The following is a 23,772-nucleotide window of genomic DNA, read 5'->3' as shown; positions in this document are numbered from 1 at the left end:
CCCCCCCCCCCCCCCCCCCCCCCCCCCCCCCCCCCCCCCCCCCCCCCCCCCCCCCCCCCCCCCCCCCCCCCCCCCCCCCCCCCCCCCCCCCCCCCCCCCCCCCCCCCCCCCCCCCCCCCCCCCCCACCCCCCCTTTTTGGCTCGATCGTCGGCAGCGTCAGATGTGTATAAGAGACAGCCCTTTTGGTCTATTAATGGATTTAGATTTTGGACAGCTACCCAAGTATTTATTTATGGGATGCTGCCCTATATATTTCTAGAAAAGCGAACTAAGTACCTGCTTATGGCTTCGTCTGCTGTTTTTTTCCATTTTTCTTTTATTATTCCTTTAGGTATTGTTTATTTCTCTTACACATATACTAAAAATCTTACGGTATTATTCTATGCCTTTTTATGTTCCTTCTTTTTCAGCTTTGTACAATTACAAAGCCTACAAGAGGTTTTGTTAAACCATGCACCAGAGTTTCTGCACAAAAAGCTCACTACTTATGTAAACCAAAACTATGCAGATAACTTACAGGAAGCAGAAATTGGTACAAAATGGTTTATTTTATTAAAAGCGCAGGTCATCAAATGCTTTGCGTTCTTCATCATCATTTTTTCGTTTGTTTTTCATAGGAACTTTATCAGCTCAAAACCCACGTTGTTAAATATTTTTTGTATGATATTGTACTTGCTTATTGGCTTCAATATCCTTTCCGCTATCCCTGCATTTGGTCGCTTCCTCTTGCCTAGTTACTACCTTACATTTTGCTTCGCCTTTTTACTGGTACAAAATTACAGTGATCATTTTATATGGTTAAAACGGGTAGTATATATAGCTACTCCATTACTAGCAGTATATGTGGCTTATACATTTAGAATAGGTCTTCAGACCATTAATGTATTGGTAATAACGGGCAACCCCATATTGTGTATAGGAGAGCAGGGACAATCAATGTTAGACTGGTTTAAAAAATAGAAGATGTTTGGTCAATTAAAGAAAAATATTTCCCTTAATCTACAGTCAGCCCTTGGACAAAAGGTGCACAAAAAGATTGTTGTTTTTGAATCCGACGACTGGGGGGGAATTCGAATGCCCTCTAAAGAAGTTTTTGACCATTTATGCGTAAAAGGCTTGCCTATTCAGAACGATTCTTTTAACCGGTTCGACAGTAATGCATCTTCAGCCGACGTAACGGCACTGTTTGAAGTGTTGAAGGGACATAGGGATCGCCAAGGAAACCATCCGGTATTTACCTTTAATGTAACTACGGGTAACCCAGATTTTGATCAGATCAAAAAACATCATTTCTCCAATTTCTTCTGGGAACCCTTTCACCAGACTATGGACCGTAGTTGTCCTGGTGCATTGCAGATATGGAAAGAAGGGATCGAGGCTGGCTTCATGTTTCCACAATATCATGGACGTGAGCATGTACATCAGCAAAGATGGTTACAGAGCTTACGTAAGGGAGACGCCCAAACTCATTTGGCTTTTGATAGCGGTGTATTTGGTATTGTTGCTGCAAATGATTCGCCTGAGTATTTCATGGCGGCTTATGATTACGCCGAAGGTAGGGACGAAGAAATACAATGGAAAAGTATCGATGAAGGCCTAGAGGTATTCGAAGATGTTTTTGGCTTTGTACCCAAGTCCTTTATCCCACCTTGTTATATTGCTTCGCAAAGCCTTATCGGTTACTTGCAGACCAAGGGAGTACCTGCCTTGCAGGGAAAGATTATCCACCTGCTTCCGCAAGGAATGATTGAGGGTAAAAGAACTTATAAAAGATATTTCAGGAGACCTGGGCTGGATCCAAAAAGTGGGAAAGTAAACCTGGTAAGGAATTGCTTTTTCGAACCTTCTTCCAAGCCCACATTTGATTGGGTGTCCAACTGCTTACAGCGTATGGAGGTGGCCTTTAGATGGGGGAAGCCCGTTATTATAGATACCCATCGGGTAAATTATATCGGATCGCTGGTAGAAGATAACAGAACAACAAACCTCAAATTATTAAATGAATTGCTCAGTAAGATGTTGAAAAAATGGAGTGATATAGTTTTTATGAACTCCGAACAGTTGGTAAATCTTTACACAAAAAATAATGGATAAGAAGAAGATCGCATTTGTGTTGAACGGTATAAATGGTGGCGGAATAGATCGCGTGGTAACTACGTTTGCCAATGAATTGGTAAGGCAAGGTAAATACGAAGTGTTTTTGATATTGCTGCACAAAAGGGTTCATTTTTTTAAGGTAAGGCCAGAAGTTAAAATTATAGAAAACGAGGTGCTGCGAAATGGGAGCTCAAAGTGGAAATACACCATAAATACCATGGCATTTATCCGTAAAACGATTAAAAAGATTAAGCCGGATCGGATCATTTCTAATGGAGAGTGGCTAAATTCATTTGTTTACCTCTCGGCCATTGGATTGAAATATCCAGTTTATTTTGCCGACCACTCTAATCCAGAAAGAAAAGGACAATCGCCATATCCCTTGTTAGACAAATGGATATATCCAAGAGTTAAAGGAGTGCTGGTTCTTTCTGAAGCTGCCAAGCAGAAAATACAGCGGGTTTTTGGCCAAAAGAATGCGTTTATCATAGATAATCCGGTATTTTTTCCTGTGGCCAAGCCTGTAGAAAAGGAAGATGTGATCATTTCCATGGGCCGTTTATCTCCAGAGAAAGGTCAGGATGTACTCATTAAGGCATTTGCACTTACCCAAGGCAATTGGAAATTGCATTTACTTGGCGATGGTCCTGTACGCCCTGCATTAGAAGAACTGGTAAAGGAACTTGGTATACAAGACCGGGTAGTGTTTTTAGGACTTCAGCAAGATATTGCACTGCACCTTTCTAAGGCAAAAATATATGTAATGCCTTCACACACCGAAAATTTTCCAATGGCATTAATAGAAGCGATGGCTATTGGTTTGCCTTGTGTTGCTACGAATTGTATGCCATGGAGAGGAGACGATGATTTTATCACCCCTGGTGAAAATGGCCTAAAAGTGCCAGTTAATGATCATGAGCAACTGGCAGCTGGTATTGACCAGTTGATTCAAGATGAGCCACTTAGATCTAGATTGGCAGCCAGGGCGCTTGAAATCAAAACGAAATATAACCTCGAGAATATTGTAGAGAATTTAATTACATCATTAGCACTAAATTCTAATGGATCAGAATAGGCCCCTAATTAACATTATGATTCCGGTTTATAATGGGCAGGATACTTTGCCTGTGGCTATTGGATCGCTACTTTATCAGACCTATAGTCATTGGAAATGCATTATTGTAAATGATGGTTCAACAGATGGAACAAGGGTTTATCTAGATAACCTCCACGATGATCGTTTTCAGGTCATCCACCTAGAGAAGAATAAGGGGCGCCCTTTTGCCAGGCAAGTTGCGCTTGATGCAGCGCAGGGTCAATACCTCGCTTTTTTAGATGCAGATGATTTTTATCATCCACAGAAGTTGGAAAAGCAATTGGCAATTATGGAACAACATTCGGAAGTCATACTGACCTGTTGTGCAAATGGAAGCTATAATGCAGCACTGCAATTGGAAACAGTTAGGGGCAAGGGGCCTGGCGTACCGGTAAAATTTAAAATAGGCGACAGAAGAAATGTGGTACTAAGAACGGCAATGGTAAGGTTGGGAAGTGCCAAAAAATACCAATTTAATACCAAGTTGAAATTGGCAGAAGATACTGATTTTGTAGATAGAATGCTGAATAACCACTATTACCTAACGGTACCTGATGTACTTTACTATTATTCAGAATTTGTATCGGTAACTAAGGGCAAAATACTGAAATCCAATTATTATGCCATGCTTTGCGCTTTTTCCCTGCTGAAAAATAGTCCCTCTCATTATGCAAAAAGAGTAATGGTTAATGCTGCCAAAATCTGTTTAAAACTGCTGGTATATCCTTTTGTTTCGGTCGATTTTTATTTAAAAAAGCGTGGTAAAATGCCATCTGATGTAGAGAGCAGGGAATTTGAACAGGTAAATAACGACTTAAAGAAATATCAAGCATGAAGCGACTTGTATTGGGAATTACCTCACCAGGAAGCGGCCCATTGATTAAAGGGCAGGCAGCATATTTTAAATCACTGGGATATGAGGTTTTTTTAATGGCTCCCGAAGGTGAAAAAATAACTAGTTATTGTAAAGAAGAAGGCTGTACACATGTCCCTGTACAGATTGTAAGGCCCATCCAACTGCTCAAAGACTTAAGAGCATTTCTTCAAATAGCAAGAGCACTTAGACGCATAAGGCCCGATGTGGTTAATGTAGGAACTCCAAAAATGGGCTTGTTGGGTATGTTGGGGGCAAAATTTGTAGGCGTTAAAACTAGGGTTTATACCTGCAGGGGATTTAGGTATGAGCATGAAAAGGGGTTTAAGAGAAAACTCCTGCTCAGTATGGAGCAACTTTCTGCGGCATTTGCACAAAAAGTGGTTTGTATAAGCAGGTCGGTACAGGAAAGGGGTATTTCAGATGGTGTTTTTTCTGAAAAAAAGGCCATACTCATTGGTAAGGGAAGTAGCAATGGCGTTGACCTAAAGTTTTTCGATCCTCAGGGAGTAAATGTAGATGAGGCCTTGGCGCTTAAGGAAACTTTGGCGCTTAAAGGAAAGTTTGTTTATGGTTTTGTGGGTAGGATTATGGATAGAAAGGGTATTAATGAGCTTTATAGTGCCTTTGTTAAAGTTCATGAACAGGATAAAGATGCGGTATTGCTCATTGTAGGTGGGGTTACTAACGATCAGGTTTCTGATAAAGATCTACTACAGAAATTTAAGGAACATCCGGCTATTTATTGGGTGGGTTTTCAGCAAAATGTACCCTTGTACATGAGCATGTTAGATGTTTTTGTCTTGCCGGCATGGTGGGAGGGATTTGGCAATGTGCTTATCCAGTCGGCGGCGATGGGAATTCCCGTAATCAGCACAGATGGAACAGGATGTAGAGATGCCTTTAGTGCTGGTTATAATGGTTTGTGTGTCCCGGTGAAAAATGTACCAGCGTTGGGCAGGGCCATGCAGGTATATCGTCATAACGAAACTTTGAAGATTTCACACGGAAAAAATGGGAAAGAATGGGCAAAGAACTTCCCTTCCGAAACCATATGGGATGGCCTTCATGAACTATATAAATCATTAGGAAAATAAGAGGTAAAATTAATTAGTATATGGGTATTAATAAGATAAAGCGTTCCCTAATTTCTATCGCCAGAAATATTCCAGGAAAATCGATCGGAAGAAAAATAGTGGTGATTGAATGCGATGATTGGGGAAGCATTGGTATGCCGTCAAAACAAGTGTACGATAAGTTGTTGCATGCAGGTCTTCCAGTAAATGAAAACCGATACGAAAGAAACGATACCGTAGAGAATTGTGATGATTTGATGGCATTGTTCAATGTACTTCGAAAATATACAGATAAAAATGGCAACCACGCGGTAATGACGCCATTTTGTAATATGGCAAATCCGGATTTCGAAAAAATAAAAGCAGCTAACTACCAAAAGTACCACCGTGAAACTTTTATAGATACTTATGAACGCTATTCAAGAGGTAGTCAGTTAATGGAGGCATGGCAAACGGGAATTAAGGAAGGCATATTTATACCAGAATATCATGGGAGGGAGCACATTGCCACCGCTTATTGGCTAAAGTCGCTACGGTCTAAAAGCGAAAAGCTGAGGATGGCCTTTGACCATGGTTTTGTAGGGCACTCACTCGAAGGAACGCCTGCGGCCCTAAAAGATTTCAGGCCTAATTTCTATATATCAGCTCAAAGTGAATTTCAAGACCTGAAACAATCGATAGAAGAAGGTGCAGATATTTTTAAACATGTCTTTAGGATGCCTGCAAAGGTGTTTAATGCTCCAAATGGAGTGTTTGTTCCAGCGTTAAATAAAAGCTTGATAGAAAAAGGGATCAGGTTTAATGCCGTGCCCAGAAAACGATTGGACAGAAATGCAGATGGGGAATATGTTCATAAAACTTATTCTACAGGAGAGCGGACAGAGGAGGGGCTTGTTTGCTACGTACGTAATGGTAATTTCGAACCCACCGACGAAAATTACAAGGGAATAGACCATGTAATGAACCAAATTAATGGGGCATTTATTTGTGGTAAGGCCGCCGTTATTGGCACCCATAGAGCCAATTTTGTGGGGGGAATAAATGAATTAAATAGAGAAAAGGGATTATCGGAATTGGACAAGCTGCTTAAGCAGATTCTGATTAAATGGCCAAAGGCCGAGTTCATGAGTTCAAGACACTTTGCCGCTTTGTTATGATGAAAGAGCATATTGTAAAAGGCTTTTTCGCTTTATATAACAAGCTTCAAGGTGGAAAAGTAATCGATGAATTTAAGATCATTAGGGTAAAACATAATGACGGGCAACTCATTGATCCAAATAAGATCAGTAAATATCTGCTGAACAATGGCTATAATGGCCCCTTAGAAGCCCAGCCATTAATGACCAAAAGTGATATCTCAAAGAAGTTGGAAACAGTTGATGAACGAAAGATACACACGTTCGCCTATACCGGTGGCTCTTATGGTGAGCCTTTTAAGATTCCGTATTCAAAGCAAAGATCAATTATACGGACAGCATCATTTAAATATTTTAATGAACTGGCCGGTTATAGCCTTGGTGAACCTTTTATGCTCATTGCGGCCAAGGAAAAACCAAAATGGTGGCAGTTTTTAAGAAATGAGCACCGATTTGTTCCAAAAAAATTAACACAAGATAAGTTAAAAGAAGCGGTACAACTTATTGTTAAAAAGCATATAAAAGTGATTATAGGTTTTCCTTCTGTAACGTTTGAACTGGCCAATTTTATTCAGAAGAATAAGATCAAGCATTCAATAGGTACAGTCATATTTACTTCGGAACCTATTGATGAACTGAAACGGAATTTTATTAAAAATGCACTCAACTGTACGGTAATTGACAGGTACAGTAATGAAGAAGTAGGACTTATAGCCCAACAAAGGGAGTTTGGAGGGGCGTATTATACCAATCGCTATAACGTGGTGGTAGAGCTGTTGGATAATGAGCTGAAGCCAGTGAAGGAAGGAGAGATGGGAAGAGTGGTCGTTACAGATCTGGCCGCAGATATTGTGCCTATTGTGAGATATGACACCGGAGATTTGGCGATAGCCAAAGAATACAAAGAAGGACAGCTCATTGCCCTGAGCAGTATATCTGGTAGAGTAGCCGAACAGCTTTTTTGCACAAATGGGTCTCCTATTGCTTCACTTGCCCTGGGTCCACTAATACATAAGCCTTTAACAACTGCAAATTATTATCATCAATTCCAATTTGCACAAACTGGCTTGAAGAATTATGAACTGCGCATTAAACAGGGCTGGGATTTGCCCAAACATGTGCTGGATACCATTAAGGAAAATCTGATCAAGGTGCTTGGAGATGATGCCCTAATTGCCACCTTATTCTTAGAAGATATTAAGCCCCAGCCATCTGGTAAAAGGCCAATTTATAAAAATGAAATGCTCACAAAATGTACAGATACGCTATTAAAAGTTTAATTGATAGCTTGGTGGCTATCATCTTACTGGTGTTGTTCTCGCCTATTATTTTAATTACTTATCTGTTATTACAATTTGTAAATAGGGGAGATGTTTTTTTTCTACAAAAAAGACCAGGTTACAAAGAAATGCCTTTTAACATTATCAAATTTAAGACCATGCGTGATGATAAGAATGAGCATGGCGAGCTGCTTCCTGACTCCCAGAGGACAACATTTGTAGGCGGGTGGATAAGGAAACTGTCTATAGATGAACTGCCTCAGCTCATTAATGTGATCAAGGGAGATATGAGTCTTGTAGGCCCCAGGCCTTTACTGTTTAAGTACATTCCACTGTATTCGGTTGAGCAGAGAAAAAGACATAGCGTCAAACCTGGCATTACGGGGCTTGCACAGATAAATGGTAGAAATTCTATTTCATGGACGAAAAAATTTGAACTGGATACCTATTATACAGAGCATCTATCTTTCCGTTTAGACCTCCAAATCCTATGGCTTACTATTATTAAAGTTATCAAAAGAGAAGGGGTTAACCAAAGTGCAGAACGGCCTATGATGCCATTTGATGGTAGAAATTAATCGAAAGATGAAACCATAAAAAGGATAGTATTTACAAACACAAACGAGCTTGTTAATTTTTTTGGACACAAGAAACAATTATAATTTGAATGAAGAAGATTATCATTATTGGGGCTGGCAGTGTTGGTGGTCACCTTGCTAACAACTTAGATCTTTATGGCATTGCTGGCCATTTGGTAGGATTTCTAGACGATGATATCAATAAACAAGGGAAAGATTGTTTTGGCTATCCTGTTCTTGGTCCTGTTTCATGGATTTTAGATCAGCATGATTTTGACGTGGTCATCGGTATTGCATTTCCCAAAATCAAGGAAAAGATCATCAATGCACTGACCTTGAACCCCGAATTAAACTATCCAACTTTAATAGCTAAAAACGCCTGGATTTCTAATAACAGCAAGATCGGCAAGGGGACTATCATTTACCCGGGAACCTGTATTAACTATGGTTCGGTCATTAAGGACTTTGTGGTAGTCAATATGAACTGTTCCATAGGTCATGACTGTACGATAGCTTCATTTTGCTCATTGGCGCCCGGTGTAAATTTGGGTGGACATACCAAAGTACAAAAACTAACAGAATTGGGCATTGGGGTATCTACAGTTCAAGGTACAACCATAGGCAAAAACTCAGTTATTGGTGGTCAAACCATGGTTAACAGGGATATCCCTGATGGGGTAACGGCAATAGGCGTACCCGTAAAAATTAAGTCCAATGAGTCTGTCTCTGAAAAATTTTAAGCGGGTTGCCTGTTAATGGTTAAGATCGAAATCTTGGTATATAAAAGATTCAATAAGTGCTTAAGATACATTTCATTTACATAAAGCTTCATAAGAATACAAATAAGGTGTCTTAATAAAATTGTTGCTTTATTTTTATTGAAACAAAGCGGTTTAACGTAAATATTAATGTTATAAAATTATTAACGCTGTTACTAAACATAGATATGAAATTTAGAATACTCTCTCCGGTGTTGCTATATGTCGCCCTTTCTTTTTGGGGATGTAAAAAGCAAGAAAAAATAGAACCAGAATTAGTTGAAGGTGTAAACTTCAAAGAAATGAAAGTTCCCAATGGGTTTGATTATGCTACTACTGCATTGCAAAACTTAAATGTACATGTCGAGCTTTTGGGTGGCGAACCCTATAAAGGTGCCGAGTTCGATGTGTGCCTAGACGACCCTTCAGTCTATCTAGATCAGCAAGAAGCGTCAGAAAAGCTACGTAGGATAATGTCTATCCGTCTGGACGAAAAAGGTAATTATGCTACAGAGTTAAGGATACCACAACACATTGAGAAAGTATATCTCTTGTCAAAGTCTATCGGAATTCCAGAGTACTTTGAGCTTTCAAAATCTACAACAGGGTTTAGTGTCAATTATAATCCAAATTCATCACAAAGCCCAAAAACTTCTGGAACGGCTAAATTTTCGAATAGTGGTGTTATGACGAATGAACTGTTTGGCACTGGGTTTACAACCGCCGCAGTGAGATCGTGGAATAATGTGGGCTTCCCAGATTATTTGACTAATCCGGTATATGTGAACCCGAGTTTCTTACAGCGTTTCAAGTCGGCACTTCCAAAAGGTGTTCCTGTACCTGTAGGTTCAAGCTATTTGGATTCTTCTGTTCCTAGAAATATTGTATTGGATTTAAAACCAGGACAAACGGCGAATGTTAGCATAACTTTTATGTTTGCCAACTCGGCCAATAAAAATACTTTAGGGTATTATTGGCATCCAACCAATTCAAAGCCAACTTCTGCTTCTGCAATTCCTTCAACAAACAAAGGTTATATTTTTCCTAGTACGTCAAGAACCAATATTACCGATTATAGTGGTTTAGTTGCTGGAAACACTGTTGAATTGATTGGTCCAAATGCTGATGGTTCATTTCCGCCTAATACCACTATTGGCTTTTTCTTAATCGCTAATAGCTTCACGCCAACGGCAGTTGGAACACCAGGTTTAATTAACACGACAAGAACAACTTACTATTCTGATTATAATTTGAATACAGCTGGTTCAACGGGTTATATGGCTGGTAAAAAGGAAAGAATGGTAACGTTATATGATGAGGCAACCAATAAAATAGATTGGTCTATTGAAGATGGAACAGACGGTGATTATTCCGATATCGCTTTTTTTGCAAGTTGGAATCCAAATGAGGCCATTAAAGTAGACAACTTTCCAAAGTTACCTACAGTTCCAAGAACAGATAGCGATTACATTTTCTATCCAGCTAAAAACGTTAAAGGAACCTTACTTTTTGAAGATTGCTGGCCACGTCTTGCAGATTTTGATATGAACGATATGGTCGTCAATCATAATTATGTGGGCTTGTTGGACCAATCGGCAGTGAATAAGGTAAGTGAAGTCAATTTTACATTTGATCTGGCTTCTATTTCGGCCCAGCAAAATAATAGTTTTGCCGTAATGGTTCCCAATATAGCGCCAAGTCAGGTTGCTATCGTAACTAATTTGAATTTTGATGGAGCTAATATAAACTCTAACAGAAATCTTAGTTATGCTGTTGAAAGTGGTCATACCAACGATGTTGTAATCCGTGTATTTGATGGAGCAACTACTATACTGGGTGGAAATAATGTCAATAATATTGGAGAAGGCAGTACCACTAGAGCTGTAGAAACCTTTTCATTCACCGTTAAGTTCAATCCTTCAATTTCGGTAAGTGATTTTAATAAGATATCACCATTCATGATCCCAAGGGGAAATAGAAATGTAGAAATACATTTAGCGAATAGACGTCCGAGCATAAAAGCGAACAAGGCACTTTTTGGAACAGATGATGACAATTCCTCCGTAGCTGCCGGACGTTACTATTTAAGCAATACCAAAAATAGTGCAGGAAATATTAATTGGGCAATTGATGTGCCCGAAAAAATTCCATACCCGAAAAGTGGAGCATCTATGACATTGGCCTATCCTAATTTTGTGTCTTGGGCAACTTCTGGCGCCACTAGTCACTTAGACTGGTATACTAATGGAACGGGTAACCGAGTAACAGATAAATTGGTAAATCCACCTAATTAATTAGGATTAAGATATTGAATGATTTAATTGTTGAAGTAGCGCAGCATGCAATGACTTGCTGGGTATGGGATGCGCATGAGATTGAGAATTAAAAATTTTGGTTATTTCCTATACTATATTGTTTCTTCATTTTTTTCGGGCCGCTATCAAATAGAAATAAATAGGAAGCTTAATCAAGAAGGTAAATTAATAGTTTCGATGACCACCAAGCCAGACAGGATCCATAAAGTTTGGATGGTCATCGAATCGATACTTAGGCAGAAAGTAAAGCCAGATGGTATTTTTCTATGCCTAGCGAGGGAAGAGTTTGGAGACGAAAGTAATCTGCCCCGGCGATTACTTGCACTAAAAAAGAGGGGATTACAGATCATATTTGTTGCTGAAAACCTAAGGCCACACAACAAATATTTTTATGCAATGTCTTCTTTTCCAAAAGCTGCGGTACTCACCATTGATGATGATAAAATCTATCCATATCATTTGGTGGGCACATTGAAATTATATATGGAAGTATATAAGGGGCAGATTTGTTCGGTATTGACCAGGCGAATTGAAATGAATGGAAGCTTGCCCGAAAAATATGTGCACTGGAATTTGATGAAGGACAATTTAACCCCATCTCATGCATTGCTAAATCTTGGTGTTGGTGGTGTGCTTTATCCGCCAGGAGCATTGCATAAAGATTTATTTGACAAAGAACAGTTAAAAAATAAGGCATTGCTAACAGATGATATTTGGATCAAGATTATGGCATTAAGGAACGATACAAAAGTGGCTTCACTAGCTGGGCTTTTTAAAAGGCCATTTTTATCGCTTACCGGATTGGGTAAAGACCAATTGATGTTAAAAAATATCCAAGGAGGTGAAAATGACGCAGTCTTTAAAAATTTACTGACATTATACGATATAGACTTGAACAAATTCATGATTGAATCAGCTTGATGAGAGTAATAGAACTTTTAGGGCCTTCTGGAGTTGGAAAGACATTTTTGTATCAACGACTGTTTGAAACCTATACCGAAAGAAGGTATATGAATGTAACAGAGGCTTGTATAAGAGCTGCAGAAGATCTGAAGTTGGAATTTGAATTTACAAGATATTATATCTATTACCTATTGTTCAAGAGTGGCCTGTTCAAGTTTAAGGCTTATGGACTGTCTAAACGCTTGCTCATTAGAGATAAAAACCTGTTGGATGTTGGAGAGGGATATGGTTTGTCCTTTGAACTGTTAAAAAAGTATCTATTGACGGAAAGCAATTCCAATGTGTCTTCTAAACGAATGGAAAACTTTAGACGTTGTGCACAGTTGAATTTCTTGCTCGAAAAGCATTTACAAAAAAAAGAAGTTGTGTTTTTTGATGAAGGTGTACTGCATCATCATCACGGGTTGAATACCTCGATAGCAGCCCAACATACGTCAGATATTAAAAAAGATGGGGCATTAAGTCCCTATGCAGTGGTTTCATGTGAATTGTCTTTTGAACAGCTCATGGACCGGGTGATGAAACGAAAGATAGCAGGAGTGCAAACTTTTAGCCATAAGGATTTATCGGGGATAAAACTGGAGGCTTATGTACACCAGAACATGTTGGAGTATCGAGAGAAAGTGAAGGCGCTAAACATGGCTGGAGTACCCATATTAACAATTAATACCGATGACACTGTCTCCAAAAACCTGAAGACAGTACATTCATTTATAAACAACCTTATCTGATCATGATAAAAGCTAAATTTTTAAGATATATTTTACTTTCAGTTATTTCGTTCCTTGCTTTTAAATCATTCGGACAGGATGCAAGAGTATCGCAGTATAACGCTATACCATTGCTCGTTAACCCTGCACAAACAGGAGACTTTGAGGGCCAATTGCGAGCGCTTGGATTGGGCGTTAGGGTAAACAGCAGAACTGCACATAATTATATGTATAACGCTTCGGTGGATTATAATTTGGGTGTAAGGAACGATTGGGGGCTTGGTTTAAACTACATGAGATCTGGAGCTGATGCTTTCCCAATTAGCGGGCATTATTTTGGGGCTTCGGTAGCCAGAAGATTTTATCTGGATAAAGCAGGGCTGCAACAATTACGTATCGGGGCGCAGGTAAGCTACCTGACTGGTGAAGTAGATGGAAACAAAACGGGGTATGACCGCTTATTGGATGTTAGTGCTTTCAGATACCTGAACCGTCCGTTGGCCAATCCTTCAAATGGAAACACGGCAAGTGCATCTTATTTGAATTATAGTTTGGGAGCCAAATACAAATTTGAGATTGCTCGGTTCAAAATAGAAACAGGATTTGCCGCTTATAACATTACTAATCCGAACCATAATTTTTCTTATCAGGGTACAAATACACTATTGAAACGTTATCGGGTTACGGCATTAACGAGCTTGAGTTACCAATTTAGCCATCAAGATGCCTTTAAAGTGGAACATTATTCTTGGAAAGAGGGTATTTTTTTACGTGACTATAAACCAACTCGTGATACCGTTGGAATTCATGAAACTACTTATAGCTTAACTTGGCTACACCGCGTACGAAACAATACTTTTTCCGTTGGTGTGTATAGCAGGTCATGGCAATCGGTTTATGGTGTGGTTGCCGTTAATCTATCAGACCGTATAGGGTTGAGTGCCAGTTATGAAACCCCAATACTTAAACCTTATTATGATATTGCCCATGTAGAGCTTGGTCTTAGTTTTTATCCCTTCAGGAAAAAAGCTTCCACTAAAAATAGTCCAGAACAGCTAACCAAACAAGTAACAGGCCTACTGCCTTTTGGTACAGCCTTTTGTTTGCCGTGCGAAGTAAAAGTGGTACAAGCCATACCACCACCGGTAATTAACGAGCAGGCACCACCTAAAAAAGCTATTGATAGTCTTGCTGCAGATACCGTACCGAAATGGCCTGTTCTCCCCTTAAAATCGAATATTGGAAGCGGATTGCTATATGCAGACACCATTTACTATAATCTAGATAAATATAACATCAGGCCAGATGCCCAGGTAAAACTTGACCAGATCAGCCGACTCATGAAAAGATTGGATCTCTCATTAGACGTACGTTCACATACAGACTTAAGGGCAAATGCAGCCTATAATAAGAAACTTAGTGAGCGTAGGGCAGATGCGGTTAAAAATTACTTGATGGGATCTGGTATAAACCCAGATAAAATCTCAACCTCGTGGTTTGGAAAAAATCAGCCCATTAATAACTGTATAACCTGTATTGATAGCCTACAGGAAAAAAATCGCAGAAGCGAGTTGGTTTTAAAAGGGTTTAACGACCAAAACCTACAAATCATGCTAGATGAAAAGTTCTTTGGCGATGAAGTCAAGACTAAAGCAGAACTCGAAGCTAAAATAAAACAGACTTTGGCGCTAGAAGGTGGTATTGATTCTACGCTGATCGGTGGCTCATCTGGAGTGGTGTCAGACAATAGATACTATACCGTACAGGTTGCCGCAATTAAAATAGAAAATGAAGAAACTGTGCTTGATCTCAAATGGCTGAATATGTTCAATGAAAAAGGTAAAGATGGTTATAGAAGATACTTCTATGGAGTGTTCATGAACAAGGACCAAGCAGATAAAGCATTGTTAAAACTAAAGCAGCTTGGATTAAAAGATGCTCTTATAAGAGAAGTGAGTTTGTCCTTAAATTAAAAGTAGTTGTTACTTAAAACTGATAATGATATGAGTGGATTGTTAAAAAGTAAGATCTGGTTAAGTTCACCACATATGTCTGGTAATGAACTTGGTTATATAGAAGAGGCTTTTCGGTGTAATTGGATAGCTCCCGCAGGCCCTCATATCGAAGTTTTTGAGAGAGAGCTGTGTGCTTATAACGAGGTCAACCATTCGGTTGTTTTGAGTTCTGGTACCGCCGCTATACATTTGGGCCTTATGCTGCTCGATGTGCAGCCTGACGACTATGTGCTTACACAAAGTCTCACTTTTGTAGCTTCTGCCAACCCAATTAAATACCTGGGAGCCACTCCGGTATTTATAGACTCGGAGGCTGCTACGTGGAATATGTGTCCCTATCAGCTTGAACGCGCTATTCAGGCCTGTTTGAGAGGAGAGATCAAAACAAGTTCAGGAAAGGGAGGAGCAAAGCTCCCGAAGGCAATTATACCAGTCCACTTGTTCGGAATGCCCGCAAATATGACTGAAATCATGAAAGTAGCAAACCGTTATGGCATTCCAGTACTGGAAGATTCGGCAGAAGCATTAGGAAGTAAATATTATGGCCAATCCTGCGGAGCAATAGGAGAATTGGGAGTGATTAGTTTTAACGGTAATAAAATCATTACTACGAGTTCTGGCGGAGCATTGATCAGCAATAATGAAAACATGATAAAGCGTGCAAAATTTTTATCTACGCAAGCCAAAGAAGTAGCAATGCATTATGAACATACGCAGGTAGGTTATAATTATAGGTTGAGCAACGTGTTGGCAGGAATAGGAATTGCACAATTGGAGGTGCTCGATGAACGTGTTGAGGCCAGAAGGAAAAATTTTGCTTTCTATAAAGATTACTTTAGTCAGGTTGAAGGGGTAGATGTATTAGAAGAACCCAATGAAGGATATTTTTCCAATAGGTGGCTAACTACGATAATGATTTCGCCTTTAGAAGCTAAGGGCTTAACCAAAGATGACCTGATGATAGCGCTTGCCTGTGAAAATATAGAATCAAGGCCTATTTGGAAACCCATGCACCTACAGCCACTCTATGCACATTATTCTTTTTTTGGTGAGGGAATTTCTGATGAAATATTCGATAAAGGCTTATGCTTGCCAAGCGGAAGTAACCTGTCAGAAAGTGATATGCTTAGAATTCAGGCGGTAATGGATGAGTTATTCCATCATGCAAAAATTGACAATAAGAAAACAGCTGCTTTTCACTTATGATATTGATTTTATAGCCAAAAAATGTGCATTTTTGTACCTAAAACTTAGAACACATTTAAATGATTGAAGGCAATTTAGATATGAATGAAATTAAAGTTCTGTTGGTAGAAGATGATGCGGTTATTCAACGTTTGGTTCAAAGCTTTCTTTGTAAAAACTCCTGCAATGTTTTGTTGGCCAGTAATGGTGAAGATGCCATAAAGAATTATTTTGATCGTAAAATCGACTTTGATATTATTATTGTTGACATTATGATGCCGAAGATGAACGGCCTGGAACTATTGGTCTATATAAAAAAGCAAGAGAAATATTCGAAAACCAAGGTCGTAGGTATAACGTCTGGCTTTTCAAGTTACCTCAAATCCCTGTGCGACGAGAAGTTTGATCTTTTATTGACCAAACCTTTGGACCTGGATTATTTATTGGCATTCATGAATGGAAAACTGCTCTGTTAAACTAGTTTTAACAAACACACCTTAAATGAACTGCCTTTGTTTAAGGCACTCCTAAAGCTAACCTTGGCATTTAGCATGGTCGCGCATTCCTTTACAATGGTGAGGCCAATTCCAAAACCACTAACCTCTGAAGCACTATCGGACCTGTAAAATTGGTTAAATAATTTATCCTTTTCTGCCGAGCTGACCCCAATTCCGTGGTCTTTAACCGATACTTCAACATATATATCACTAACCTCTATAATGATCTGTATCTTGAGTTTGTCGGGTTTAGAATATTTTATGGCATTTTCAATTAGATTTTTGAAAATATGATATAATAGAATTTTATTAGAGCTGATATGTATGATGGATTCTTTGCTTTTTATCTTGATCTTATCAAGATGTGATTCGGTAAAAGATTCCTTAATAAGTTGCCTGATGAAATCAATAAGATCAAGTTTTTCTAACTTAACCTCCGAATTTTGTGCTTTGGTTTTTTCAATTAACAGCACTTCGTTGATGATCCCATTTAATCGTTCCAATTGCGTATTAATTCTGGTGATGTGTTTTTCCAGTTTGACCTTCTTTAAGTGCTCGTCATCCTGAAGATAAATGGATAACAATTCAAGGCTACTTGATATGGTGGCCAGAGGGTTTTTTAATTCGTGGGAAGCCATAGAAATGAACTTAGACTTCGTCTCATTAATGGCCTTCTCTTTCTTCAGGGCCTGCTCTAGCTTCCGCTTCAAATTCTCCCGAACGGCTACATCCCTAGAGATACCTAAATAACAGTCGATGACACCATTAACAATAACAGGTTTGATCACCGATTCCAGTAATATCCTATCTGCTTTAAACTTATGTCGATAAGCCATGATTTGTGGCTCGTCAGATTTTAGCGGTTCGTGTACGGCAAAGATGTCATCAGTTTTTTTTCCGATAATTTCAAATTGCTCATATCCTAATACCCTTTTTACAGAAGGAGATATGTATATGATAGAAAAATCGCGATTATATAAAATGATGAGATCTGTGGAATTATTTGTAATGAGTTCAAATAATTTAGCCGATTCAATAATATTCGAGTTAATAGACTTTATCTTTTTTTGAGCTGAACAATTCTTTAAGGGATTTATAATAGCCTCTTCTAACAGGTACAATATTGTTGTTGTTCACTTTAATACCTTTACTGTTAAATGAAGAGATATGGTCAAGGTTTACTAAGTAAGACTTATGTACACGCAAGAACTTATTTTGTGGTAATTGGGCCTCTATATTTTTTAAGATTGCCCGAATTAAATAGCTTTTATCTGAGGTTATAATTTTTGTATATAGACCATCAGCTTCAGCCATTAAAATGTCTTTCACCTCTACGGGAATTACATAACCTTTATCTCTGATATGAAAAGTATCCTTATCGTTATTTTGGGGAGAAACAGAAGAAGGCGTCAGTTTGTCATTAAGCGCAAGGAATATATTCGTTTTTAATATTTCCCTGGTAAAAGGTTTAACAATGTAGCCCCTAGGATTAATTGATTTCACCTTCTGAAGTAATAATTCATCTGTATAGGCCGAACAAAACAGTATAGGAATGTTGTAGTTTCCAGTTATTGTTTTTCCAAGCTCAATCCCATTTTCTTCTCCTTTTATGAGGATATCAAGAATAACCAGATCAACTTGGTTTTTTGATAGATATAAGAGGCAACTTTTAGAATTATTAAAGATACCCGACACTGTATAACCTAAGAGGGTTATCAATTCCGCAATATTTCTTGCTAAATCCGGTTCGTCTTCAACTATAACAATCTTTCGCATAAACCTATCATTTTCGCATAAACACTATCGTATCTTAATTCGTGTCATTCGAAGTTAAAAGATTATTCCTTTTAATTGGTAAAAGGAATGTTTTTATGTAATGAAATGAATATAAATGATAATAAAATGTCGTTTTTGGTCATGCTTGATTAATTAATACTTACTGATATGCATTTTGGCACAATTACTTGCTGTTTAAATGATTGGTTTTTCGTGGAGGAATATATTTACAAAGTTAAGTGTTCTTAATCATAACAAAGTACGGTTTAATGCTTTATATGATTGTGTGTTTGTTAAGTGGTTTATAATAAGATTGTTGTGTGTTTTTGGAAAGCCTTTTGGGAATGGGGAGTCAACTTTAGTTATAATTGTTTTAGATGGAATTACTATATTTCTTTAGAAGATAGGTTAACAATTATGTCATTTGACCCAAAGTAAATTAGGAGGTATAAGAGGTATGTTTTTATGTTTAATGTGTTGTTTTGTAGTTTTTTATGATTTTAAACTTATTTTTCAGTTTTAAAACTGAAAAATAAGTTGATTAACTGAAAAATACGTTGTATGTTTGTTTATTATGGAAGAGCTAACCAAAACAGAAGAGCGAATTATGCAGGTGCTATGGAAACTGGAAAAAGCATTTGTAAAGGATATTATTGATGAATTAGAGGAAGATCCTAAGCCTCCTTACAATACTATTTCTTCAATAGTTAGGCTTTTGGAAAAAAAGGGCTATGTAAGTTACAGGGCCTATGGAAAAACTTACGAATATTTCCCTGCCATTAGCAAAGAAGCGTATGCCAAAACCAGTTTTTCTAAGTTGTTTTCTGGCTACTTTGATAATTCCTCAAAAAGTTTGCTTTCGTTCATGGTGAAGCAAGAGCAGCTCAGTGAGGCAGATATAGAAGAGTTAAAGGCATTGATTAACAAAAAAACTTAAGATGGAATTATTCAATTACTTACTTAAATCAAGTGCATGTTTGGTATTGTTTTTTGCCTTTTACTTGTTGGTGCTTAGTAGGTTTACTTTTTTTAAAATCAACCGATTTTACTTGTTGGGCACTCTTTTACTTAGCTTTTCTATACCAACATTGCACTTTACCATCGAAAAATCAGTTCCCCGGCAGGTGATGCCAATTAGTCAGATAGCGGTTCCATCAGACTTTATAGCAGCAACCGACGTATCTCCAAGTATACTTCCTACAGGTGGGCTCATGGAGACAGAAAAGGTTTTTAATTGGATTGCAGCATTACCTTATTTATATATGTCCGTGGTAATTGGGCTAATAATAATGGCCATTTGGCGTTTAATTGTCCTTTTCAGGTATACCAGAAGAAATACAAAAATGGTAAACGGACTTAAATTGTTACATAAAACAGAAGGTTTTACGAACTGCTCTTTCTTCAGCTATGTTTTTGTAGACGAAAAAGGCTTGACAAAAGCAGAGTTCGAAATTCTGTTAAAGCATGAAAAAGTACATGCTGAGCAATATCACTCGGCAGATAAAATTATAATGATGTTTGCCAAAGCGGTGTTATAGTTTAATCCGGTAATTTATTTGTGGGATAAAGTATTGGAACAAGTGCATGAATATGAGGCCGATGAGGTTACATCGAGTGCTTTTGGGCATCAGAATTATGCCAGCCTTTTATTGAGGTTAGTGGTAAATCAAAATGAGGATCCATTAATTCACAACTTTGTGAAAAAACCGGTAAAAGAGCGTATTAAAATGTTGTTTAATTCGAAGTCGAGGGCTATAAAGAAATTAATGTATTTGCTAACATTGCCTATTGTTGCATGCTTAATATGGAGTTTTACCATCGATGTAGTTGATACTCCTTTCTCTGCATCGGCATCAACCATTAATAATGATGCCGATCCTATCATTGGTAAACAGATTAAGGGTGTTTTAGATAGTATTAGTGGGGCTGGACTCTATACAATTATATATTTTAAGGTCGGAAACATAACCTATCCAATTAGAAATGATGTAATGGACAAGGTTAAAAAAGGAGATCACCTCACCATTACCATTGGAGGTAGGCTAGATAAACTTAGTATTACGAACTTAAAGAGCAATCATCGGGAGGTTATTTATGATAGGCCTATCTATTTAATGAAGCAGGTGCTCACTTCAACTGGAAAAGCCTTGATAAAGGAACCGGAGAAAACGGCTTTTTTATATGAGGTAAGCCAAGTTCGCTATGCTTCAAGTAAAATCAGTTCTATCGAAAGAAATAGCAATGGATATGCTACAAAAATGAAGTTGAATGACGGGGTATTTACCATTGTTTTAGACCTTATATCGTTAAACACCAAAGCAGAAGGTTTTAAACTAGGAGATGCGGTAAATGCTAAGTTCATTGGAGAGAAACTTGCCGCTAAAAATATTTATACGACAAGTAAAGTCATTGCGCTTTATTCAGATCCTAAAAAGTACGAAATCATCAATCCATTGTTATACCCTAAATTTTATACTAAAGAGGGCTTTCAAAAAATAGGATGTAAATCAAAAGATGTACCCATGATAACGGCTGCTACTGAAGGTAAGGTAAAAGTAATTTCAGCATTAGAAACCAAAAGTTATATTAGCGAAGGGATCATTTATTTAAAAAATGCAAAATTAGAGATAGATCAAACCACACTAGAAGCAGCAAAAGTTAAGATAGATGAAAAAAATAAGACTGTAACGGCAGAGGAAGCCACTATTTATTTGCCAGATGGGAAAATTAAGAAATCAAAGATGTTGATATATAGCATGAGTAAAAAAAGCTACTCCTTCTATAATTTTGATGAAACGCAAGAAGATAAGAAAGCAAATCTGGTTTCGGGTCCGGGAAAAGAGGGGGATTTAGCATTTAGCCCAGAAGCCTCTATTTCAAAAATGCACTATTACGCATCTGATTCATTAAAAAGCCGTAGATTTCTTAATAGCCTCATATTGTCTGGTAATGCTACGGTAGATATAGAAAAGTATAAACTAAATGGTAAAGTGATCCATGTTGATGAGTCAAAAAAAGTGATCACGGTCTACTTTGGGACCTTAAAAGATGAAGATAACTTAAAAATAGAAGCCGAGGTGATTGAAGTAGATTTGGCTAGCAATAGATATACGACAAAGAACTACTTCAAACAATAGTTATTCCCCAGGCTTATATTTTTTTTCCATATTTTTAAGCACGTCTTCTTTATAGAATAGCACATCTTTGAATTCGCCTTTAGCATACATGGCAGCTTGATCGTTGAAATGTTTGGATTTGGGGTTGCCACTGTTCCCTCCAGCTAATACAGACTTCGCTTTTATCCTTTTACCAAACTCCACTACGCAAACAAAGCTATTGCCGCTATAGCCATAACGTTTACGGGTATCGAATTGATTACTGCGGAAAGAAGGGAGCTGACCCCATAGGGCCGAGCCAAATGCCACAGGATAACTGGGAGCCAGATCATCATATTTTTCGTTTACTTGGCCCGTTAGACGCTGGAAACGGTTCACTTCCCCCCAGGGCATCTGCCATTTGCCAAATCGCTTTGTCAGGTCATCAACTGTTGTTTTCAATGGTGTCAACAATAACTCCGGTTTAGCACTTTTGGCAAATTCGATGGTTTTGGTAACCTGATCCTTCTCTCCCTGATCTATATATACATTTTGCATATCACGGTTAATCCGAGGAGCCCATTCCATAGCCAATGTTGCGGCAATAGAATTTTCTGAACTATAATAATTCCATTGTTTGAGTGTGCTAATGGGTTCTTGCAGTGCGGGGCGTAGCGCATCATTAGCGGGGAGTTCATCATAAGCTTTAAAAAGGGCGGGCAAAAGTATTTCAAAAGCAGGAAGGTAGGTATCATAACCCAAGGTAATCACATCATCTAAGCTATATTTTTTAGGTTGGTTCAACAACCTTAACGCAGCTATTCCTCTAAAATTCTCGCCATCTGGAGCCATGTATGGCGGATAGTCGGCTTTCTTTGGGCTATGGTTGCCGGCGACGGTAAAAGGGGTAGAATTACAGTTTTGTAGCCACCCGTTTGGCGGATTATAAAGGTGCACACTCTCGCTTACCGGATGTAGGCCTTGCCAGGCAGTTGCGGAAATACTTCCATCTACCACTCCACTCCAATTATAAGCCGGATTTCTTTTAGGTATAAAATTACCATGCCAATAGGCAATATTCCCTTTGGCGTCGGCATATACCGTATTATTGGAAGCATTTGCTTTTAAATCCATGGCCTTTTGATAATCTTCAAAGCTTTTAGATTTGGTGCGTACCCAACTTTGTACTAAACTTTGGGGATTTTGATTTTTATGTTTAAGGCTGATCCACTTGCCATCTCGAATAGCCATAATGGGACCATTGCTGGTGTAATAGGTCGTAAACTTCCTGCTTCTTATAATGCCATTTTCCAGATAATTGATATTGATGACCTTTGTACCTACGGGATATTTTTTTTGATCGTACTCGTAATATAGGCCTTTGTTGGTCTTGGTTATTTTTTCGGCATACATATCGGCAATGTCCACATTGTTGGAAGTGTGCATCCAGCCGCAAAATTCATTGAAACCTTGATAGATAAAAAACTGCCCCCAGGTCACAGCACCATAAGCATTCAACCCTTCTTCACTCTGCATTTGTATTTCTGGTCTAAAATAAAAGGTGGTATGTGGATTAATGTAAAGTATGGCATTGCCATTTTTGGTAATTTGGGGTGCGAATGCAAATCCATTTGACCCACTATATTGATCCCTTACTAGTGGCAGGGCGCTGGTTGGCGAATAATCATTGGTATAAAATTTCTTAAGTTCGGCAACTGTAAGGTTGCCCGTGCTAATGGCTCCAATGCTGCCATCTGTCCAAAGAAAGGGATACCAGGGCTGAAATTTGGTAAGTAATATAGGTTTGGTCTTAGGATTTTTATATAGAAAATAATTGATGCCATCGGCATACGCTTCAAGCAGTTTTTTTAACCAGGGCTGGGCTTGTTTGTAAGCTGAAATGGCCAGCGAACTATCGATCAGTAGTTTAATCTGTAGGTCATTATAAATGCTTTTTTCGCCATCAATTTCTGCTAAGCGACCTAACTTTTCAATATAATTGAGTTCTACCCGATTAAAATCATCTTCACACTGGGCATACATCATGCCAAAAATGGCATCGGCATCGGTCTTGCCATATACATGGGCAATGCCCCAATTATCTCGGATAATCTCTACCTGTTGCGCCTGCTTTTCCAGTTTGGAAATGTCTTTGTTGGTAAGGGCCTGTGCAAATAACTGTAAAGGTAGGAGCGCAAGAATAAGGAACTTTTTCATAAAAATTGGCTAAGCTAATGGACTAAGTTCCAAAAAAAATATGAAATAGACTAAAGCACACTGTAAACCCATCATTGAAAGATATCGCCTAGGCTACAGGGCC

General features: G+C 38.4%; 21 protein-coding genes. 18 read left to right on the top strand and 3 right to left on the bottom strand.

Annotation, left to right across the window (positions count from 1 at the left end):
• From JHD79_RS06000 to JHD79_RS05930, 15 genes are all read left to right on the top strand, one after another.
• On the top strand, window positions 1-961 hold a 961-nt coding region (locus JHD79_RS06000), incomplete at its 5' end, for an EpsG family protein (RefSeq protein WP_199118306.1).
• 3 nt (window positions 962-964) lie between these two features.
• Window positions 965-2,095, top strand: a complete 1,131-nt coding sequence (locus tag JHD79_RS05995; RefSeq protein ID WP_199118305.1) for a hypothetical protein — start codon at window positions 965-967, stop codon at window positions 2,093-2,095.
• Window positions 2,088-3,173 carry a glycosyltransferase family 4 protein gene (locus tag JHD79_RS05990; protein ID WP_199118304.1) on the top strand — a complete coding sequence of 362 codons (1,086 nt, stop codon included), beginning with the start codon at window positions 2,088-2,090 and terminating at the stop codon, window positions 3,171-3,173. The genes JHD79_RS05995 and JHD79_RS05990 overlap by 8 nt, the downstream gene beginning before the upstream one ends.
• On the top strand, window positions 3,160-4,029 hold the full coding sequence (locus tag JHD79_RS05985; protein WP_199118303.1) for a glycosyltransferase family 2 protein: 870 nt from the start codon (window positions 3,160-3,162) through the stop codon (window positions 4,027-4,029). Before JHD79_RS05990 ends, JHD79_RS05985 begins: the two co-directional genes overlap by 14 nt.
• Window positions 4,026-5,165: a glycosyltransferase family 4 protein gene (locus JHD79_RS05980; RefSeq protein ID WP_199118302.1), complete on the top strand. Its 1,140-nt coding sequence runs from the start codon at window positions 4,026-4,028 to the stop codon at window positions 5,163-5,165. The genes JHD79_RS05985 and JHD79_RS05980 overlap by 4 nt, the downstream gene beginning before the upstream one ends.
• A gap of 20 nt (window positions 5,166-5,185) precedes the next feature.
• Window positions 5,186-6,301, top strand: coding sequence for a hypothetical protein (locus JHD79_RS05975; RefSeq protein ID WP_199118301.1), 1,116 nt, complete (start codon window positions 5,186-5,188; stop codon window positions 6,299-6,301).
• Window positions 6,298-7,560, top strand: coding sequence for a hypothetical protein (locus JHD79_RS05970; RefSeq protein ID WP_199118300.1), 1,263 nt, complete (start codon window positions 6,298-6,300; stop codon window positions 7,558-7,560). Before JHD79_RS05975 ends, JHD79_RS05970 begins: the two co-directional genes overlap by 4 nt.
• Window positions 7,533-8,138, top strand: a complete 606-nt coding sequence (locus JHD79_RS05965) for a sugar transferase (RefSeq protein WP_199118299.1) — start codon at window positions 7,533-7,535, stop codon at window positions 8,136-8,138. Before JHD79_RS05970 ends, JHD79_RS05965 begins: the two co-directional genes overlap by 28 nt.
• A gap of 89 nt (window positions 8,139-8,227) precedes the next feature.
• Window positions 8,228-8,878, top strand: a complete 651-nt coding sequence (locus tag JHD79_RS05960; RefSeq protein WP_199118298.1) for a NeuD/PglB/VioB family sugar acetyltransferase — start codon at window positions 8,228-8,230, stop codon at window positions 8,876-8,878.
• Between the two features lie 206 nt (window positions 8,879-9,084).
• Window positions 9,085-11,190, top strand: coding sequence for an LruC domain-containing protein (locus tag JHD79_RS05955; protein WP_199118297.1), 2,106 nt, complete (start codon window positions 9,085-9,087; stop codon window positions 11,188-11,190).
• Window positions 11,191-11,265: 75 nt separating this feature from the next.
• On the top strand, window positions 11,266-12,132 hold the full coding sequence (locus JHD79_RS05950; RefSeq protein ID WP_233164588.1) for a hypothetical protein: 867 nt from the start codon (window positions 11,266-11,268) through the stop codon (window positions 12,130-12,132).
• Window positions 12,132-12,905 carry a hypothetical protein gene (locus tag JHD79_RS05945; RefSeq protein WP_199118295.1) on the top strand — a complete coding sequence of 258 codons (774 nt, stop codon included), beginning with the start codon at window positions 12,132-12,134 and terminating at the stop codon, window positions 12,903-12,905. The genes JHD79_RS05950 and JHD79_RS05945 overlap by 1 nt, the downstream gene beginning before the upstream one ends.
• Before the next feature lie 2 nt (window positions 12,906-12,907).
• Window positions 12,908-14,857, top strand: a complete 1,950-nt coding sequence (locus JHD79_RS05940; RefSeq protein WP_199118294.1) for an OmpA family protein — start codon at window positions 12,908-12,910, stop codon at window positions 14,855-14,857.
• Between the two features lie 30 nt (window positions 14,858-14,887).
• Window positions 14,888-16,105: a DegT/DnrJ/EryC1/StrS family aminotransferase gene (locus tag JHD79_RS05935; protein ID WP_199118293.1), complete on the top strand. Its 1,218-nt coding sequence runs from the start codon at window positions 14,888-14,890 to the stop codon at window positions 16,103-16,105.
• Between the two features lie 80 nt (window positions 16,106-16,185).
• Window positions 16,186-16,560, top strand: coding sequence for a response regulator (locus JHD79_RS05930; RefSeq protein ID WP_233164587.1), 375 nt, complete (start codon window positions 16,186-16,188; stop codon window positions 16,558-16,560).
• Here the strand turns inward: JHD79_RS05930 and JHD79_RS05925 are convergent.
• Together JHD79_RS05925 and JHD79_RS05920 are read right to left on the bottom strand one after the other, a co-directional pair.
• On the bottom strand, window positions 16,557-17,702 hold the full coding sequence (locus JHD79_RS05925) for a PAS domain-containing sensor histidine kinase (protein ID WP_199118291.1): 1,146 nt from the start codon (window positions 17,700-17,702) through the stop codon (window positions 16,557-16,559). The two genes, JHD79_RS05930 and JHD79_RS05925, sit on opposite strands and share 4 nt — an antisense overlap.
• Complete coding sequence (locus JHD79_RS05920) at window positions 17,629-18,357, bottom strand: LytTR family DNA-binding domain-containing protein (protein WP_199118290.1); 729 nt, start codon at window positions 18,355-18,357, stop codon at window positions 17,629-17,631. Before JHD79_RS05920 ends, JHD79_RS05925 begins: the two co-directional genes overlap by 74 nt.
• 574 nt (window positions 18,358-18,931) lie before the next feature.
• Between JHD79_RS05920 and JHD79_RS05915 the strand changes: the two genes are divergently transcribed.
• Genes JHD79_RS05915 through JHD79_RS05905 form a run of 3 tightly spaced genes read left to right on the top strand, consistent with a single transcriptional unit; the run spans window position 18,932 to window position 21,494 of the window.
• Window positions 18,932-19,294 (top strand): BlaI/MecI/CopY family transcriptional regulator, encoded by a 363-nt coding sequence (locus tag JHD79_RS05915; RefSeq protein WP_199118289.1) that lies wholly within the window; start codon window positions 18,932-18,934, stop codon window positions 19,292-19,294.
• A gap of 1 nt (window position 19,295) precedes the next feature.
• Window positions 19,296-19,895: a hypothetical protein gene (locus tag JHD79_RS05910; protein ID WP_199118288.1), complete on the top strand. Its 600-nt coding sequence runs from the start codon at window positions 19,296-19,298 to the stop codon at window positions 19,893-19,895.
• A gap of 18 nt (window positions 19,896-19,913) precedes the next feature.
• Window positions 19,914-21,494 (top strand): hypothetical protein, encoded by a 1,581-nt coding sequence (locus JHD79_RS05905; RefSeq protein ID WP_199118287.1) that lies wholly within the window; start codon window positions 19,914-19,916, stop codon window positions 21,492-21,494.
• Here the strand turns inward: JHD79_RS05905 and JHD79_RS05900 are convergent, their stop codons facing one another.
• Window positions 21,495-23,669 (bottom strand): penicillin acylase family protein, encoded by a 2,175-nt coding sequence (locus tag JHD79_RS05900; RefSeq protein WP_199118286.1) that lies wholly within the window; start codon window positions 23,667-23,669, stop codon window positions 21,495-21,497.
• Window positions 23,670-23,772 lie beyond the last annotated feature (103 nt).

Origin of the sequence: Pedobacter sp. ASV28 (assembly GCF_016428855.1) — a bacterium.
Classification (GTDB): Bacteria; Bacteroidota; Bacteroidia; order Sphingobacteriales; family Sphingobacteriaceae; genus Pedobacter.
The sequence above is the reverse complement of the archived record's forward strand: the minus strand, read 5'-3'. Positions and strand labels throughout refer to the sequence as shown.